General features: G+C 72.1%; 13 protein-coding genes. 7 read left to right on the forward strand and 6 right to left on the reverse strand.

What is annotated here, in order from left to right:
* Positions 1-42 precede the first annotated feature (42 nt).
* From NQO67_RS01525 to NQO67_RS01540, 4 genes are read right to left on the reverse strand one after another with little or no spacing between them, the layout of a single operon-like run.
* Positions 43-1,143 carry a zinc-dependent alcohol dehydrogenase gene (locus NQO67_RS01525; protein WP_255945513.1) on the reverse strand — a complete coding sequence of 367 codons (1,101 nt, stop codon included), beginning with the start codon at positions 1,141-1,143 and terminating at the stop codon, positions 43-45.
* Positions 1,144-1,148: 5 nt separating this feature from the next.
* The gene (locus tag NQO67_RS01530; RefSeq protein WP_255945515.1) at positions 1,149-2,669 is read right to left on the reverse strand and encodes an aldehyde dehydrogenase family protein; all 1,521 of its coding nucleotides are present in this window, start codon (positions 2,667-2,669) and stop codon (positions 1,149-1,151) included.
* Positions 2,666-4,237 (reverse strand): GMC family oxidoreductase, encoded by a 1,572-nt coding sequence (locus tag NQO67_RS01535; protein ID WP_255945518.1) that lies wholly within the window; start codon positions 4,235-4,237, stop codon positions 2,666-2,668. The genes NQO67_RS01530 and NQO67_RS01535 overlap by 4 nt, the downstream gene beginning before the upstream one ends.
* Positions 4,238-4,274: 37 nt before the next feature.
* A complete protein-coding gene (locus tag NQO67_RS01540; protein ID WP_255945520.1) occupies positions 4,275-5,738 on the reverse strand; it encodes an MFS transporter in 1,464 nt (487 codons plus the stop codon).
* Between the two features lie 359 nt (positions 5,739-6,097).
* On the opposite strand from NQO67_RS01540, the gene NQO67_RS01545 reads away from it, so the two are divergent.
* The 6 genes from NQO67_RS01545 (at position 6,098) to NQO67_RS01570 (ending at position 11,471) form a co-directional block, all read left to right on the forward strand.
* Positions 6,098-7,390 carry a phenylacetate--CoA ligase family protein gene (locus NQO67_RS01545; protein ID WP_255945522.1) on the forward strand — a complete coding sequence of 431 codons (1,293 nt, stop codon included), beginning with the start codon at positions 6,098-6,100 and terminating at the stop codon, positions 7,388-7,390.
* Positions 7,391-7,453: 63 nt separating this feature from the next.
* Positions 7,454-8,389: a PaaX family transcriptional regulator gene (locus tag NQO67_RS01550; RefSeq protein WP_255945524.1), complete on the forward strand. Its 936-nt coding sequence runs from the start codon at positions 7,454-7,456 to the stop codon at positions 8,387-8,389.
* 224 nt (positions 8,390-8,613) lie between these two features.
* Positions 8,614-9,258, forward strand: coding sequence for a UGSC family (seleno)protein (locus NQO67_RS01555; protein ID WP_255945526.1), 645 nt, complete (start codon positions 8,614-8,616; stop codon positions 9,256-9,258).
* On the forward strand, positions 9,255-10,355 hold the full coding sequence (locus NQO67_RS01560; protein WP_255945528.1) for a hypothetical protein: 1,101 nt from the start codon (positions 9,255-9,257) through the stop codon (positions 10,353-10,355). The genes NQO67_RS01555 and NQO67_RS01560 overlap by 4 nt, the downstream gene beginning before the upstream one ends.
* Before the next feature lies 1 nt (position 10,356).
* Positions 10,357-10,647, forward strand: coding sequence for a hypothetical protein (locus NQO67_RS01565; protein ID WP_255945530.1), 291 nt, complete (start codon positions 10,357-10,359; stop codon positions 10,645-10,647).
* A complete protein-coding gene (locus tag NQO67_RS01570) occupies positions 10,644-11,471 on the forward strand; it encodes an SDR family NAD(P)-dependent oxidoreductase (RefSeq protein WP_255945532.1) in 828 nt (275 codons plus the stop codon). Before NQO67_RS01565 ends, NQO67_RS01570 begins: the two co-directional genes overlap by 4 nt.
* Before the next feature lie 69 nt (positions 11,472-11,540).
* Here the strand turns inward: NQO67_RS01570 and NQO67_RS01575 are convergent, their stop codons facing one another.
* Positions 11,541-12,455 (reverse strand): helix-turn-helix domain-containing protein, encoded by a 915-nt coding sequence (locus NQO67_RS01575; RefSeq protein ID WP_255945534.1) that lies wholly within the window; start codon positions 12,453-12,455, stop codon positions 11,541-11,543.
* A gap of 427 nt (positions 12,456-12,882) precedes the next feature.
* Here NQO67_RS01575 and NQO67_RS01580 point away from each other — a divergent pair, with 427 nt between their 5' ends.
* Complete coding sequence (locus tag NQO67_RS01580) at positions 12,883-13,215, forward strand: hypothetical protein (protein WP_255945536.1); 333 nt, start codon at positions 12,883-12,885, stop codon at positions 13,213-13,215.
* Between the two features lie 161 nt (positions 13,216-13,376).
* On the opposite strand, the gene NQO67_RS01585 is transcribed toward NQO67_RS01580, so the two are convergent.
* The gene (locus NQO67_RS01585; RefSeq protein WP_255945538.1) at positions 13,377-14,447 is read right to left on the reverse strand and encodes a hypothetical protein; all 1,071 of its coding nucleotides are present in this window, start codon (positions 14,445-14,447) and stop codon (positions 13,377-13,379) included.
* Positions 14,448-14,496 lie beyond the last annotated feature (49 nt).

Below are 14,496 nucleotides of genomic sequence, written 5' to 3' on the forward strand. Positions count from 1 at the left end.
CACCGCACCGGCGCACGGTCGCCACCGGGGCCCACGCGGGCGTCAGCCGGCCGGCCGGACGGCGACATGCACGGCCTGCTCGCCGGGGACCTCCCCGGCCAGGACGTTCAGTGCCTTGACGGTGTCGGCCAGTTCGAAGGTGTGGGTGTGGAGCCTGGCGAACGGAAAGCGGCCGGACTCCAGGATCCGAATGGCCTCCGCGTAGCCCCGCGAGTCGACCCCGTACGCCCCGACCAGGGTGAGCGCCTTGTTGACGACCAGATCGGAGTCCAGTGGGATCTTGGTGCCGCCCTTGAGGCCGGCGACGACGATCCGGCCGCCGTGCCGGACGGCGCGCAGCGCGTCGTCCAGCGGCTGGGCGGCCAGCGGGGTCATCTCCAGGACGACGTCGGCCAGTTCGCCGTCGGTGATCTCGGTGACCCGGGCGACGGTGTCCTCCTCGTCCACGACGATCGTGTGATCGGCGCCGAACTCCCGGGCCAGCGCCAGCTTGTGCGCGTCCGAGGCGAGTCCGGTCATGATGACCGTGCCGGCGCCGGCGGCCTTCGCAGCCGCGGCGGAGAGGATGCCCCGCTGGCCCGCGCCCAGGATGAGGACGGTGTCACCGAGCCCGACCTGCCCCAGGTGGGAGGTCCAGCGCACGCCGGCGCCCAGCGGGTTGTACATCACCGCGATCTCGGGGGGCAGGTCGCCGCGTACCTTGTGCAGGACGGCGTTCGGGTGGAGATAGACATACCCGGCCAGGCCGCCCCACAGGCCCGGTGCCCGGTCGACGGGCGTGTAGCCATGGGTGGCTTTGCGGTGCTTGCAGGACATGTACCGCCCCGACAGGCACAGCAGGCAGGCACGGCAGGGCACGAGGACCTCCAGCGCGACCCGGTCGCCCGGCTGCACACCCCAGCGTTCGGCCGCCGCGTCGCCGATCTCCTCGATGATCCCGAGCGGCTCGTGCCCGGGTACGACGGGATAGCCGCCGCGCATCGGGACCCGGCCGTGGAAGGTCTCCAGGTCGCTGCCGCACAGCCCGTTGGCCTCGATGCGCAGCAGCCCGTCGTCGTCGCCGGTGCGCGGCCGGGGCAGGTCACGGAGTTCGATGGCGCCGGGCCCGGTCTGCACGGCCGCGCGTACGGTGTTCGATGCCATGCCGCTCAGCTCCCCGCGTTGATGACGACGGCCTTGACCTGGGTCCAGTCCGCCACGGCGTCGGCGCCCATGGATCGTCCGAAGCCGCTGTGCTTGTAGCCGCCGAAGGGAGCGCCGATCGCGCCGACGGGTCCACCTGAGCCGAACGTGTTGACGGAGACCTGGCCGGCCTCGACCCGGCGGGCCAGCCGCACCGCACGGCCGACGTCCCGGGTCCAGACGGTGGCCGTCAGCCCGTAGCGGGTGCCGTTGGCGACGGCCACCGCTTCCTCCTCGTCCTCGTAGGTCAACACCGACAGCACCGGACCGAAGATCTCCTCCTGGGCGATGCGCATCCCGGGACGCACCCGGTCGAAGAGGGTGGGCTCGACGAAGTAGCCGCTGTCGTACCGGTCACCGGCTGGCTTGCCGCCCCCCACCACGACCTCGGCGCCCTCCTCGCGGCCCGCCGTCAGGTACTCCAGGACCCGCTGCTCCTGCCGGGCGCTGATGAGCGGGCCCATGTCGACGGGCTCGTGCCACGGCCCCACCCGCACCGCACGGAATCCTTCGGCGAGCGCCTCCACCAGCCGGTCGTGCATCGAAGGGGCGACCAGCACCCGCGACCCGGCGGCGCACACCTGGCCGCTGTTCATGGTGATGGTGCGCACGATGGTCGGCACCGCCCGGGCGAGGTCGGCGTCCTCCAGCACGATCTGCGGGGACTTCCCGCCGAGCTCCAGGTGCAGCGGTACGAGATGGCGCGCGCAGGCCTCCATCACCGCCCTGCCGGTGACGGGCGAGCCGGTGAAGCTGACCCGGCGGATCCCGGAGTGGGCGGGGAGGGCCGCGCCCGCCTCGGTGCCGAACCCGGTGACGACGTTGAGCACGCCCGGCGGGATGCCCGCTTCCAGGGCGAGCCGGGCGAGGTAGAGGGGAGTGAGCGGGGCGTCCTCCGCGGGTTTGAGTACGACGGTGTTCCCGGCGGCGAGGGCAGGGCCGGCGTTGAAGACGGTCATCGGGCCGGGTGCGTTCCACGGGATGATGACGCCGACCACGCCGTACGGCTCGCGCAGGGTCATGCCCAGCACGTCGGGCGTGTGTGAGGGCAGGGTGTGGCCCTGGACCTTGTCGGCCTGGCCGGCGAAGTAGGTCAGGTGCGGGGCGAGCGGGGACGGGCCGACCGGGCGGCCGACCTCGGTGGCCTCCAGCTGCTCGATCAGCGCCTCGCGTTCGCGTATCAGCTGCGCCCAGCGCAGGAGCAACTCGGCGCGGCGGGAGGGGCTCGTGTCGCGCCAGGCGGGCAGCGCTGCCTGAGCGGCGCGCACGGCGTCGTCGATCTCCTCGGCGCCGCCGCGCGGGACACGGGCCAGCACCCGGCCGGTGGCCGGGTCGATCACGTCGATGCTGTCCTTGGTGCGGGCGGGAACCCACTCCCCGCCGATCAGGTGGGTGCCGTCGGACAGCAGCGTGTGGATGTCGAGCGGGACGGGCGCGAGGGCGGTGCCCCCCGTCCGAGCGGAGTCGGCAGACGTGGGCGAGGTCATCGTGCTCCTTCGGTGGCCAGGGCGGCATCCCCGGCGTGGGCCTGGTTGCCGGTGATGCGGGCGGCGGCGTGCTCGGCGGACATCACCACGGACAGATGCGGGTTGGCGCGCGGTGTGTCCGGGAAGATCGAGGCGTCGACGACGCGCAGGCCGCTGGTGCCCAGTACCTTCAGATCCGGGTCGACCACGGTGGCCGGGTCGTCGGGCGCGCCCATCCGGCAGGTGCCGGACAGATGACGGTTGTCGGTGGCGGTCCGCAGGATGTCGGCGGAGCCGGGGATCGTGGCCGGCTCGTCGAGGAGCGACCGGACGGCCTGGTGAGCGGCGAACCGGGCCATGAGCTCCAGCGACTGCTCCATCCGCACGAAGTCGCGCCGATCCGTGAAGACCCGCTGCTCGACGCGGGGTTCGACGAGCGGGTCCGCCGAACGCAGCGTCAGCTCACCGCGGGAGAAGACCTGCTCCTGCTGGGCGACGAGCATGCCGCGGCCCTGGGAACGGCCCTGGCTGTCGTACATGCCGTTGTTGGGCACCATGAACATGTCGTTCTCGCCCGAGCCGCCGAGCCCGGAGGAGTACCGCAGGATGCAGTTGGTGACCGGCCGGTCGGGGTCGGTGGGCAGGTCGGCGCGGGTCGGGACCGGCACCATCAGCATGCCGTGGTCCTGAAGGTTCCGGCCGACGGGCAGCTCCGCGAGCAGATCGATACCGAGGGTGGCCAGCTGCGCGGCGGGGCCGATCCCGGACCGCATGAGAAGGGCGGGGGAGTGCACGGCGCCCGCGCAGAGCACCACGTCGCCGCCGGGCGCGAGCCGGATCTGCTCCCCGTCGACCAGGACCACGCCGCGGGCCGTGCCGGTGGCCTTGTCGATGGTGACGGTGGCGACCTGGGCGTGGCCGCGGACGGTCAGGTTGGGGCGAGCCCGGTGGGGCTCCAGGTAGCCGTCGGCGGTGGTGACCCGGCGGTGGTCGCGCATGTTGAGGGCGAACGGGCCGACGCCGGTGGTGCCGGGCGCGTTGTGGTCCGCACACCACTGGTAGCCGAAGTCCCGGGCCGCCTCGGCGAAGGCCAGGTCGAGCGGGCCCCAGGCGTCCTGCGGGGTGCGGCCCACCGGGATCGGGCCACCGGTGCCGTGGTAAGGGTCGTCCGGATGGTCGAGTTCGTCTTCGAGCCGGACGAAGTACGGCAGCACGTCCTGGTACGACCAGCCGGCGGCGCCACCACCGGCCCAGCGGTCGTAGTCGTCGGGCATCCCGCGGATCGCGAACATCGCGTTGACGTTGGAGGTGCCGCCGACTCCGCGGCCGCGGCCGTAGGGGGCCTCCGGCTGGGCCGGGTTGCGGATGCTGGTGACGTTCTGCCACCAGAACTCGGGGTGCGCCTTCGGGTCCATGTTCAGCCGTACCGTGCGGAAGGCCTCCGGGAGCGTCGCGGTGCGCCAGTCCGGACCGGCTTCCAGCAGCAGCACCTGCGCGTCGGTGGTCTCGCTGAGCCGCCCGGCGAGCGTGGCGCCCGCCGATCCGGCTCCGACGACGATGTAGTCGTAGTCCTGGGGTGCGGTGGTCATGTTGCTCAGCTCCGGGATCGCTCAGGAGAGTTCGGGCTCAGGAGAGTTCGGCGGGGGAGGACTCGGTCACGGCGCTGGGCTGCTCTCCTGCCGGTGCGGCGGTCCGGGCGGCGGAGCGGTCTGCGCTGATGGCGCTGAGGGCCCGCCCGGTGGTGGGGATGGCGAGGGCGAACACGACGAGTGCGCCGAAGGCGTAACCGGAGCCCAGCAGGAGCTGCGAGGTGCTGGGACCGGCCGATGCCAGCACCGGGACCAGTACCAGCGACTGCGCGATGCCGCCCACCTGCCCGAGGCCGCCGGCCAGCGAGGCACCGGTGGTGCGGGCGTGCGTGGGGAAGATCTCGGCCGCGTAGTTGTACCCCGGCACGAAGATCAGCGAAGCGAAGCCATGCAGCAGGACGGCCGCGACCAGATAGGAGACGAGGCTGCCGTGTCCGGCCGTGACCACCACCGTGCTGGCCGTCGCGATCAGCAGGCCCGTCACGATCAGCGTGCGCCGTTCGAGTCTGTCGACGACCAGCGGCATCAGCAGATAGCCGCAGACACCGATGATCTGCCCCATGCTGGTGAGGCTCGCCACCGTGGTCAGCGACATGCCGTAATCGGCCAGGATGCTGGGCTGGAAGGTCAGCGTGGCGCGGACCGACCACTGCACACCGAACCAGAAGGCGGCGGCGACCAGCAGCCGTTGCAGATACGGCGGCCTGAGCAGCGCACGGACCGGAAAGCGCCCGGGGACCTGCTCGGACGCCTCGACCACCGGCACGGTGAGGGTCTCTCCGGACCGGCGTAGCCGCTCCTCCATCGCGTCGACGATCGCGCACGCCTCGGCCGTACGGCCCTTCAGGGCGAGCCAGCGCGCCGACTCGGGGAGGATACGGCGATGGGCGCCGATCAGCAGGACGAAGGCGAGCGCGCCCACGCCGTAGACCCAGCGCCACCCGTTCGCGTCCAGCGGTACCAGCCAGCCGGACAGCAGGCCCGCGCCCATGCCGCCGACGCTGGAGGCGAGCACGGTGATGGAGACGTAGCGCCCGCGTCGCTTGGCGGGCGAGAACTCCTGCACGTACGAGGTGCAGACGGCCAGGCCGCCACCGGTGGCGAAGCCGGAGAGGACACGGAAGACCACGAGGGACGGTGCGTCCCAGGCGAGCGCGCACAGCAGTGCGGTGAGGCCGAGCGCCGCCATGCCGAGGACGTAGGTGCGGCGGCGGCCGAGGATGTCGCCGAGCCCGCCGAAGAGGAAGGCGCCCAGTGCGGTGGTGATGGCGTTGCCGGTGAGCATGACCGTCACCTCGGTGGTGCTCAGCTGGAAGTGGCCGGTCATGGCCTTGAGGGTGTAGCCCACGATGGTGACGTCGTAGATGTCGATGAAATAGGCGAGGCCCAGGATCACGAACGCGAAGCGGGCCAGGCCCCAGCGGGGCAGCCGGTCGATGCGCGCGTTGACGAGGTCGACGACCTCCGAGTCGCCGCCGGAGCGAGCAGGGCTGATCGGCACGGGAGAGGTCCCTTCTCACGCAGGGGAGGGTCGTGCTGCGAAGGGGTCGGCGGAGCACGGAGGACGGTGCGCCGACGGTGAAGAGGGCGGCTCGACGCAGCGGTTCGGGTGTCCTGCGTCACGCTCATGGAAGACGCTTGCTCTGACGGATGTCAACAAGCTCGTCATGCTTTTCTGTTGACGGCTGCCATGAATGTGCATAGGTTCCCGGACGGCAACACGTTGCCGGGAGCCGAGCTGGACAGTGCGCGTCACACCCTTCGACGGCCTTCCTCCCATCGCGCCTGTCCCGCCGCGCCGGCGTGAGTGCCCCCGGCCGTCCCGGTATTCCGCCCGCAGCGAGGGAAGGACCGCCTTCCATGCCCATCCCCGGCTTCATCCGCCAGCCCGCGCTCGACCGCACCAGCGCGGCACTGCGCGCCCAACTCGCCTACGTCGCCGCCCACTCGCCCTTCTACGCCCGGCTCTGGGAACGCCACGGTGCCGACCCGGCAGCCGTACGCTCCGCCGCCGACCTGCCTCGACTCCCCTTCACCGAGAAGCAGGCGCTCCGCGACAGCCAGGTGGGAGCACCGCCCCTCGGCGAGCACGCCGCTGCCCCCATGGCCGACGTCATCCGGCTCCACGCCTCCACCGGCACTACCGGGCGCCCCAGCTGGGTCGGTGTCACCCGCTCCGACGCCGACGGCTGGACCGAGGCCGTCGCGAACGCCCTGCGCACCCAGGGGCTGACCCGCGACGACATCGTCATCCACGGCTCCGGGCTGACCCTCTTCGTAGGCGGCCTCCCCGTCCGCGACGCGGTCGAGCGGATCGGTGCCACCCTGGTCCCGATCGGCACCGGCGCATCCGAGAAGGCGCTGCTCGCCCTCCAGTCGATGCACGTCACCGCGCTCCACTCCACCCCCTCGTACGCCCGCTATCTCGCCGACTACCTGCGCGAACGCGGCCACGACCCAGCGTCGTTCGGCGTACGGAAGATCATCGTGGGCGGTGAGCCGGGTGGCGGTGAGCCGGCCTTCCGCGCCCAGGTCGAGGCGGACTGGGGAGCGGTCGTCACGGAGGGGCTCGGCAACGCCGACATGGCGCCGATCATCTTCGCCGAGCCGCCGGGCGCGGGCGGGATGCGGCTGACCGCCCAGGACATCGTGCTCGTCGAGCTCATCGACCCCGACACCGGCGAGCCGGTCCCCGCCGAGCCCGGCGCGAGCGGCGAACTCGTCTACACCGCCCTGCACCGCCAGAGCTGCCCGCTGGTCCGGTTCCGCACCCGCGACCGGGTCACCGTCACCGGCCGCGACACCGACGGCGCCCCGCTGATCCGCTGCGTCGGACGCACCGACGACATGCTCATCGTCCTCGGCGTCAACGTCTTCCCGTCCGCGGTCCGCGACCTGGTCCAGGCCCTCCACCCGCGCACCACCGGAGCCCTGCGGATCCTCCTGGACCGCCCGGGGCCGCGCGTCGAACCGCCGTTGCGGATCGAGGTCGAGCAGGGGGTGCACGAGACGGACGCCGCGCTCGCCGCCGAGCTGGAACAGCTGGTCAAGTCCCGCCTGACCGTGCCCGCTTCGGTCCGGCTCGTGCCACCCGGCTCCCTCGAGCGGTCCGAGATGAAGACCCGCCTCGTGCACATCGCCGACGGCAGCTGACCCGCGCGGGCCCCGGAGCCTTCGGGATCCGCCGACCGGACGGGGGACGGATACGTTATGTCCATGACCGAGACAGCCGACGGCGACGCCTTCGACGCGGACCCTGGTGACGAGGCGGCGCAGCGCGCCCGCGGCCCGCAGCGCCTGCTCATGATGCTGCTCGGCGACTACTGGTTCGACCGCCCCGAAGCGTTGCCGTCCGCCGCGCTCGTCGCCCTGCTCACCGAGTTCGGGGTGAGCGAGGTCGGCGCGCGCGCCGCGCTGAGCCGGCAGGCCCGCCGCGGCCTCCTCGACGTCGAAAAGCGCGGCCGCCGCACGTACTACCGGCTCAGCGCCCGCTCCGTCGGCCACTTCACCGACACCGGCGCCCGCATCGCCGGCTTCGGCGCCGACGACGCGGCACGCGGGTGGGACGGCCACTGGTCGCTCGTCGCCTTCTCGGTCCCCGAACAGCAGCGCGCCGTACGCCACACCCTGCGCGAACAGCTCCGCTGGCTCGGCTACGCGCCCCTCTACGACGGTGTGTGGGTCTCGCCGCACGCCCGCGAGGAGGAGGTGCGCGCCGTCCTCACCGAACTCGGTGTGATCACCGCGACGCTGTTCACCGGCACGCCCTGCGCGCTCTCGCCGGCCGCGGGCGATCCGCTCTCCGCCTGGGACCTCGACGCGCAGGCGGCCACCTTCGAACGGTTCACCAAGCGGTGGGGCGTATGGCGCAGGCGCGCCGAGGACGGCGGCGTCAGCCCGTCGGAAGCACTGCGGGCCCGCACCGAACTCATCACCGACTGGCGGGTGCTGATGGCACACGACCCCGCGCTGCCGGCCCAGCTGCTGCCGCCGCACTGGCCGCTCGCGGCGGCCCGTGCCGTCTTCGTCGCGGTGTACGACGCGCTGGGCCCGCTCGCCGAGTTCCGGGTACGCCAGCTCATCGCGCTGCACGACACCGAGCTTGCGGGGCTCGCGACGCACCACACCGTGGCGGACCTGGCGAGGCTCTAGACCACGCGCGTCCCACCCGCCCGTGCCTGCTGCCGGGTGGGACGTCGGCATGTCCGGGCCGGGGCAGCCGGAAGTCCCGAACCGTTGCCGCGTACCCCCTTGACGCAGCCGATCAATTGTCGGTGAATTGACTCACGCTCGTCATGGCAAGTGTCGTGTATTCCCGAGAGATTGATCCGCCGAGCATCCCCGCCCCGATAAGCGCCCCGACAAGGGAGGTACTGGTGCCGAGCACCATCCTGGACCCCACCGGAGGCAGTTCCCCCGCCGCACCCGACGACGGCCGGCCCGCCCCACGCACGACCGGCGTCCGGCTGCGCGGGGCCCGCATCGGACTGCTGGAGAACACCAAGCACAACGCGGCCCTCCTGCTACGGGAGCTCGGCGCACTGCTGACCGCCGAGCACCACGTCGCCGGCCTCGTGCCGTACACCAAGCGGAACTTCGCCGTTCCCGTGCCCGACGACCTGCTCGACGAGCTCGCCGACAGCTGCGACGCCGTGATCACCGGCGTCGGCGACTGCGGCTCGTGCAGCGGTTCCGCCGTCGCGGACGGCATCCTCCTCGAACGCCACGGCGTGCCCACGGCCGTCATCTGCTCCGACGCGTTCACCGCCAGCGCGGACGCGATGGCCGAACTCACCGGGGACCGCGACTTCCCCTATCTGACGACCGCCCATCCCGTGGCCTCCCTCACCCCCGACCAGGTGCGCGAACGCGCCCGGCACCTCGTGCCCGAGATCGTGGCCCGGCTGACCGTCGCCGTCAGCGGCACGGCGGCCGTGGCTCAGGGGACCACCGGAACCGACGCCGGCGAGGGCGCGGCCACCACCACCGCCCGCGCCGCCGCGACCGGAGGCGCCCGGTGAGCGGCACTCCCCGGATCGACGTCGCCTTCGACGCGGACCAGACCCGGCAGGCCATCGAGTACGGCTATGCGCGCGAGTGGTCCGACGGACTGCCGCTCGTCCCCGTCACCCCCGCCCTCGTCGACCGCTTCCTCGCCACCACGCCCCGCGATCCGGCCGAGGTCATCGGCACCATGGAGCACCTCGGCCGGTCCTGCACCGTCGAACTCGCGGCCGTCAACGCCGCCATGGCGGGCTGCGAACCCGCCTGCTTCCCGGTCGTGCTCGCCGCCTGGAGCGCGCTCATGCTGGAGCGGGCCGCACGCGGCGGAGCCTGGCAGTCCACCTCCGGGCCCGCCCCGCTCATCGTGGTCAACGGCCCGATCCGCAAGGAACTCGGCTTCAACTCCACGGGCGGCGCCCTCGGCCCCGGCTTCCGCGCCAACGCCACCGTCGCCCGCGCCCTCGGTCTCATCGTCCGCAACGCCTTCGGGCTGCGCCCGCACGGACTCGAGCAGTCCACCCAGGGCGTCCCGGGCCGCTGGACCCTGTGTCTGGGCGAGAACGAGGAGGACAGCCCCTGGGAGCCGCTCGCCGCGAGCACCGGCCTCGGCGCCCCCGACGCCGTCACCGCCACCCTGCTGCGCACCTGCGCCTACGTCGACAACCGGCACACCGCCGACCCCGAACAGGTTCTGTGGGACCTGGCCGACGCCATGTCCGCCACCGGGGCGATCATCTTCCGGCACACCGCCTGCGCGCTCATCCTCGGCCCCGACCACGCCCGCTTCCTCGCCGACGCCGGATACGGCCGCCGCGACGTGCAGCAGTGGCTGTACGAGCACGCCGGGCGCACCGTCGCCGACCTGCGCCGCGCCGGCAAGGACGGGGTCGGCGAGGACAACGGCGTGCGGTACGCCACCGGGACGGCCCCCGAGGCCCCCGGCGGCGAGGAGTTCGTACGGTTCCTCCCCTCGCCCGAGTCGATCCCCGTCCTCGTGGCCGGCGCCCACGGGGCCGCCATGTCCATGGTCGGGCGGATCTTCGGCAACTGGTCGGGTGGCGCGGTCCCCGTCGTCCGTGGCGAACCGCATCCCCATCCCCTCAAGGAGGCCTGACGTGCTCGACACCGAAGCGCTGGCAGCGGTCCGGCGCACCCTGGAGGCCGACGGCTTCCACCTCGACGCCCGCGAGGACGGCGGCCGGCTGCATGTCACCGTCACCGCCGACCCCGGGACGTGCGGCGACTGCCTCGTGCCCAAGGACGTCCTGCGGCAGATCCTGCACCGGGCCCTCGGCACCCCCGTGCGGTCCATCGACGTGACGTACCCGCACGACACCCTCGCGAAGGACACCCGCGCACCCGACACCCTGGGCGCACCCGACAGCCTTGAGGAGACCGCCAGGTGACCGCCGACTTCGATGCCCCGCACGACCCGATCGCCGCCGCCGACCCCACCGCCGACGGCCAGTGGCTGCGCGGTCGCGGCGCCCTCGTCACCGGGGCCGGGCTCTCCGGGGCCGAGGGCGGGGTCGGCCATGCGATCGCCCGGGTCTTCGCCCGGCACGGCGCCGTCGTCGCCGTCCTGGACCGCGACCCGAAAGCCGCCGACCGGACCGTCGAGGCGATCGTGACGGACGGCGGCTCGGCTTTTCGTGTCGACGCCGACGCCACCGGCGACGAGGACTGCCGGCGTGCCGTCGCCCAGTGCGCAGAGCGCTTCGGCGGCCGCCTGGACCTCCTGGTCAACAACGTGGCCTCGGGCGAACGGTCCGGGATCCTCGAGGTCGGCACGGACGACTGGGACCGGCTCATGGACGTCAACCTCAAGAGCGCCTGGCTGATGACGAGGCATGCGGAGCGGGTGATGGCGGACGGGTCCGCGATCGTCAACATCTCCTCCGTGGGGGCCCGGACGCCCGGCCCGGGCATGGTCTACAGCGTCGCCAAGGCCGGCCTGGAGAACCTCACCAAGGGCGCGGCGAGCACGCTCGGCCCGCGCGGCATCCGCGTCAACTGCGTGCAGATCGGGGCGATCTGGTCGTCGATGGCGGCCCGTAACATCCCCGCCGAGGCCCGCGAATCCCGCCGCCGCGCCATCGTCCTCGGCACGGAGGGCACGCCATGGGACCCGGCGTACGCGGCCCTGTTCCTGGCCAGCGACAAGGCGCGCTGGATCTCCGGGCACATCCTCAGCGTCGAGGGCGGCGGCATGGGCCGCCCGCCGCGTTGAACGGCCCGGCGCACCCGGCCGCGGCCCGCACGACCCGCCCACGGAGTGGGCCGACCGCTTCAGGCGCTGTCAGCCGCATTCGGCGGACGTGTGGCGGCGGTAGTCGGTGGGGGCGATGCCGTAGGTCGCGCGGAACGCCCGGGTGAAGGTCTCGTGGGCGCCGAAGCCGTGCTGGCGGGCGATGCGGTGGACGGGAACGGTTCGGAGCGTGGGGTCGCCCAGGGCGCGACGGGCCTTCTCCAGGCGCTGGGTACGGATCCAGGCGGACACCGTGGTGCCGCGCGGCTGGAACAGGCGGTGCAGATAGCTCAGGGAGATGTGGAGGGCCGCGGCTATCGCCCGTGGTGACAGCTGCGGATCAGGCAGATTGTCCTGTACGAATGCGTCGATGCGCGTGAGCAGTGCCTGTGGACTGTTCTCCTCGTAGGCCGTGTCCTCGGCGTCGAGGTGGTGGGCGAGCACGGCGAGGAGCAGGTCCTGGGCCACCGCCCCTATCCGGAGGGCGTCGGCTGCCTGGTAGGCGAGGGTGTCGGTGGCGATGCCCTGTATGAGGCGTCCGAGCAGGCCTCCGATTCCCGTGTCCGCGGGCAGCGGCCGGGCCATCAGGCGATCGAGCCTGTCCACCGGCACCGCCAGTGCCCTTCGGGGGACGAAGAGACGCATGAGCGTGGTGACGTCGTCCGCGTCGTCGCCGTGGCCGCCGTGGCCGTCTTTCCCGCCGCCGAGGTGCAGGTGGAAGGGGCGTGAACTGTCATAGAGCGAAAGCTGAGATGGGCCCAGTACCGTCTGCCGCTCCGCCTGCTGGAGGCCGAGGCTCCCTCTCAGCGGCATGACGAGGCCGATGAGTTCCGGGTCCGCCTGGCGGATCAGGTGCGCGGTCCGCTGCACCTGGAAGGCGGTGGTGGCGAAATGGGCGAGGTTGACGGGGCCGAGGTCCAGTTCCCTTATGGTGGCGCGGAAGGTGGCGGGCGTTCGGCTGACCACCCGCATGGGGTGTCTGCTGGTGCGCCACATCGAGTCCAGCGCCGCGAAACTCTCGACGGGCCGTAAGGCATCACTCTGAAAAACCGTCTGGACCACCATCGCCCCCGCCCATGACTGTCGGAGTTCTCTCGGGCCCTGGTGGTACCCCGGCCCGACGTCGTCATCATACGGACCGACGAGCGCGGGGCCGGACGGGCTGCCGCGCGGTCGGACAACCGGTCCGGCGCCGTTTCACCGCTGGTCCTTCAGCCAGGCGGGCCCGGGACGCCACGCGATCACGTCGCCGGGTGTTCCGTAGATGGACGGTCAAGGGGCGTAGACGCATGGTCAAGGACATTCCCTGCGTCGGCCGGCAGGATTCGAGCGTAATCAGTTGGAACTCGAAAACGAAGTCGACTCAACAGAGCCGACTCCAGGAGGACAACGAATGCGTCGAATTGCGACGACAGCCGCGGTGACGGGTTTGCTGCTCGCGCTCGGAACGGGTGCCAGCGAGGCGGCAACGCCGACCCTCTCTTCTGCGAGCCCGACTCTCATGAACACCGCCAGCTTCCCATGCACCGTGCCGCAGGGTTCCTCCGTCAATTACTCGTGGACAGAAGGAATAACGTCCACCACGGTGTACTACAACAACCACTGTTCCAGTGGAATATACGTCACCATGCACTTCAACTTCAGCAGCGAGTGCTGGCTCACCCCGGTCGGCAAGGGCAGCTCGATCTGGAAACCCGATTTCTCACGCATCACCGAAGGATGCTGAGAGCCCGTCCTCTGCTGATGCAACGGCGGATTTGAGCACAGCTGGCCAGGAGACCCTGTTCCAGCCGGCTTGGGCGTGGCGCGCGCGTGGTGGTGGCGCGCCGCGCCCGCACTCTTGCCGAGGGCGACTGGACCGCCCCGGAGTTCTCAGGGCTTGCCGGCCTACTCCGGTCGCAGTTCCGTGCGCAGGAGTGCGAGTGCCGCGCTGACCGGTGGCACGATCAGCGCGGTCAGGAGCAGCAGGCTCGCCGCGGCCGGGACGATCTCCATCACGGCGCCGGTGGCGTAGGGGTTGTCGTTCGTGAGCCGGAGCACGGCGAGCCCGACCGGGTGGGCGAGGGGCTCCGCCGCACGGGACAGGGCGTCGTACGCGGCGACGACGAGGGCGGTGAGCAGGAGGCAGACGCCGAAGGCCCGCCACCGTCGGTTGCCGCCCGTCAGTGTCCAGGATCGGCGTACGGCGGTCCGCGCGGTGGACGCGCCGTTCACCGCGGCGGCGTTGGCGAGGCCCAGACGCCACCACACGACGAAGGCAAGCGCGAGGACGACGAGAGGCAGGCCGTAGCCCAGCAGCCGGTAGGGCGTACTGGTCGATTGGGAGAGCCTGTCGACGTCGATGTCCATCACGCCCCCGTTCTCGAAGAACATCCACACGACCAGGGCGAGCAGTGCCAGGGGACCCGCGCACACGCTCGTCAGCAGGTGCACGCGGAAGGCGAGCCAGGTGTACGGGCGGCAGCGTCGCCACAACTGGCCGGGGCCCAGGCGCCGGTCGCCCGCCTGCGCGTCACGGACGGCCACGGCGCAAGCGGTGTGCAGCAGGGCGAGGACGAAGACGGCGAGCGGCAGCAGCAGCCCCATGAAGGGGACGCTCCTGAGGAAGATGGAGGTCCGCTGCTCCGGGAAGTAGCCCACGGGCGGGTCCTCATAGGCGATGTCGGCGCGTGCGTACTTCCACGTGAGGGCGAAGTCGTGCCAGGTGAGGGCGAACGCCGCCGCCACCAGCGCGCAGCCCACGAGCGCGGCGAACAGCGCGACGCCGAGGGAGAAGCCGTACAGGCCACGCCACGTGTCGCGGAAGAGTCCCAGGGTGCCTGCGGTGAGTCGGCGCCGGGGTGGCGGCACCTCCTGGGTCTCCTGGGTCTCCTGGGTCTTCGCGCCCCCCGAGATCCTCGAGACCCGCGAGATCTGCACTCCGTCCGGCACCGCCGCCTGGCCCTTCTCCCGCGTCACCGCTCGCGCACCTGTCCGTCCTGTGTCCGTGACGACGTCGGACTGTCGC

Source organism: Streptomyces odontomachi (genome assembly GCF_024435355.1).
GTDB lineage: Bacteria > Actinomycetota > Actinomycetes > Streptomycetales > Streptomycetaceae > Streptomyces > Streptomyces odontomachi.

Bases quoted from the DNA above. Each gene is read 5' to 3' on its own strand.
- NQO67_RS01530 (WP_255945515.1), bottom strand. From the start codon at position 2,669: ATGACCTCGCCCACGTCTGCCGACTCCGCTCGGACGGGGGGCACCGCC.
- NQO67_RS01545 (WP_255945522.1), top strand. From the start codon at position 6,098: ATGCCCATCCCCGGCTTCATCCGCCAGCCCGCGCTCGACCGCACCAGC.
- NQO67_RS01535 (WP_255945518.1), bottom strand. From the start codon at position 4,237: ATGACCACCGCACCCCAGGACTACGACTACATCGTCGTCGGAGCCGGA.
- NQO67_RS01525 (WP_255945513.1), bottom strand. From the start codon at position 1,143: ATGGCATCGAACACCGTACGCGCGGCCGTGCAGACCGGGCCCGGCGCC.
- NQO67_RS01550 (WP_255945524.1), top strand. From the start codon at position 7,454: ATGACCGAGACAGCCGACGGCGACGCCTTCGACGCGGACCCTGGTGAC.
- NQO67_RS01580 (WP_255945536.1), top strand. From the start codon at position 12,883: ATGCGTCGAATTGCGACGACAGCCGCGGTGACGGGTTTGCTGCTCGCG.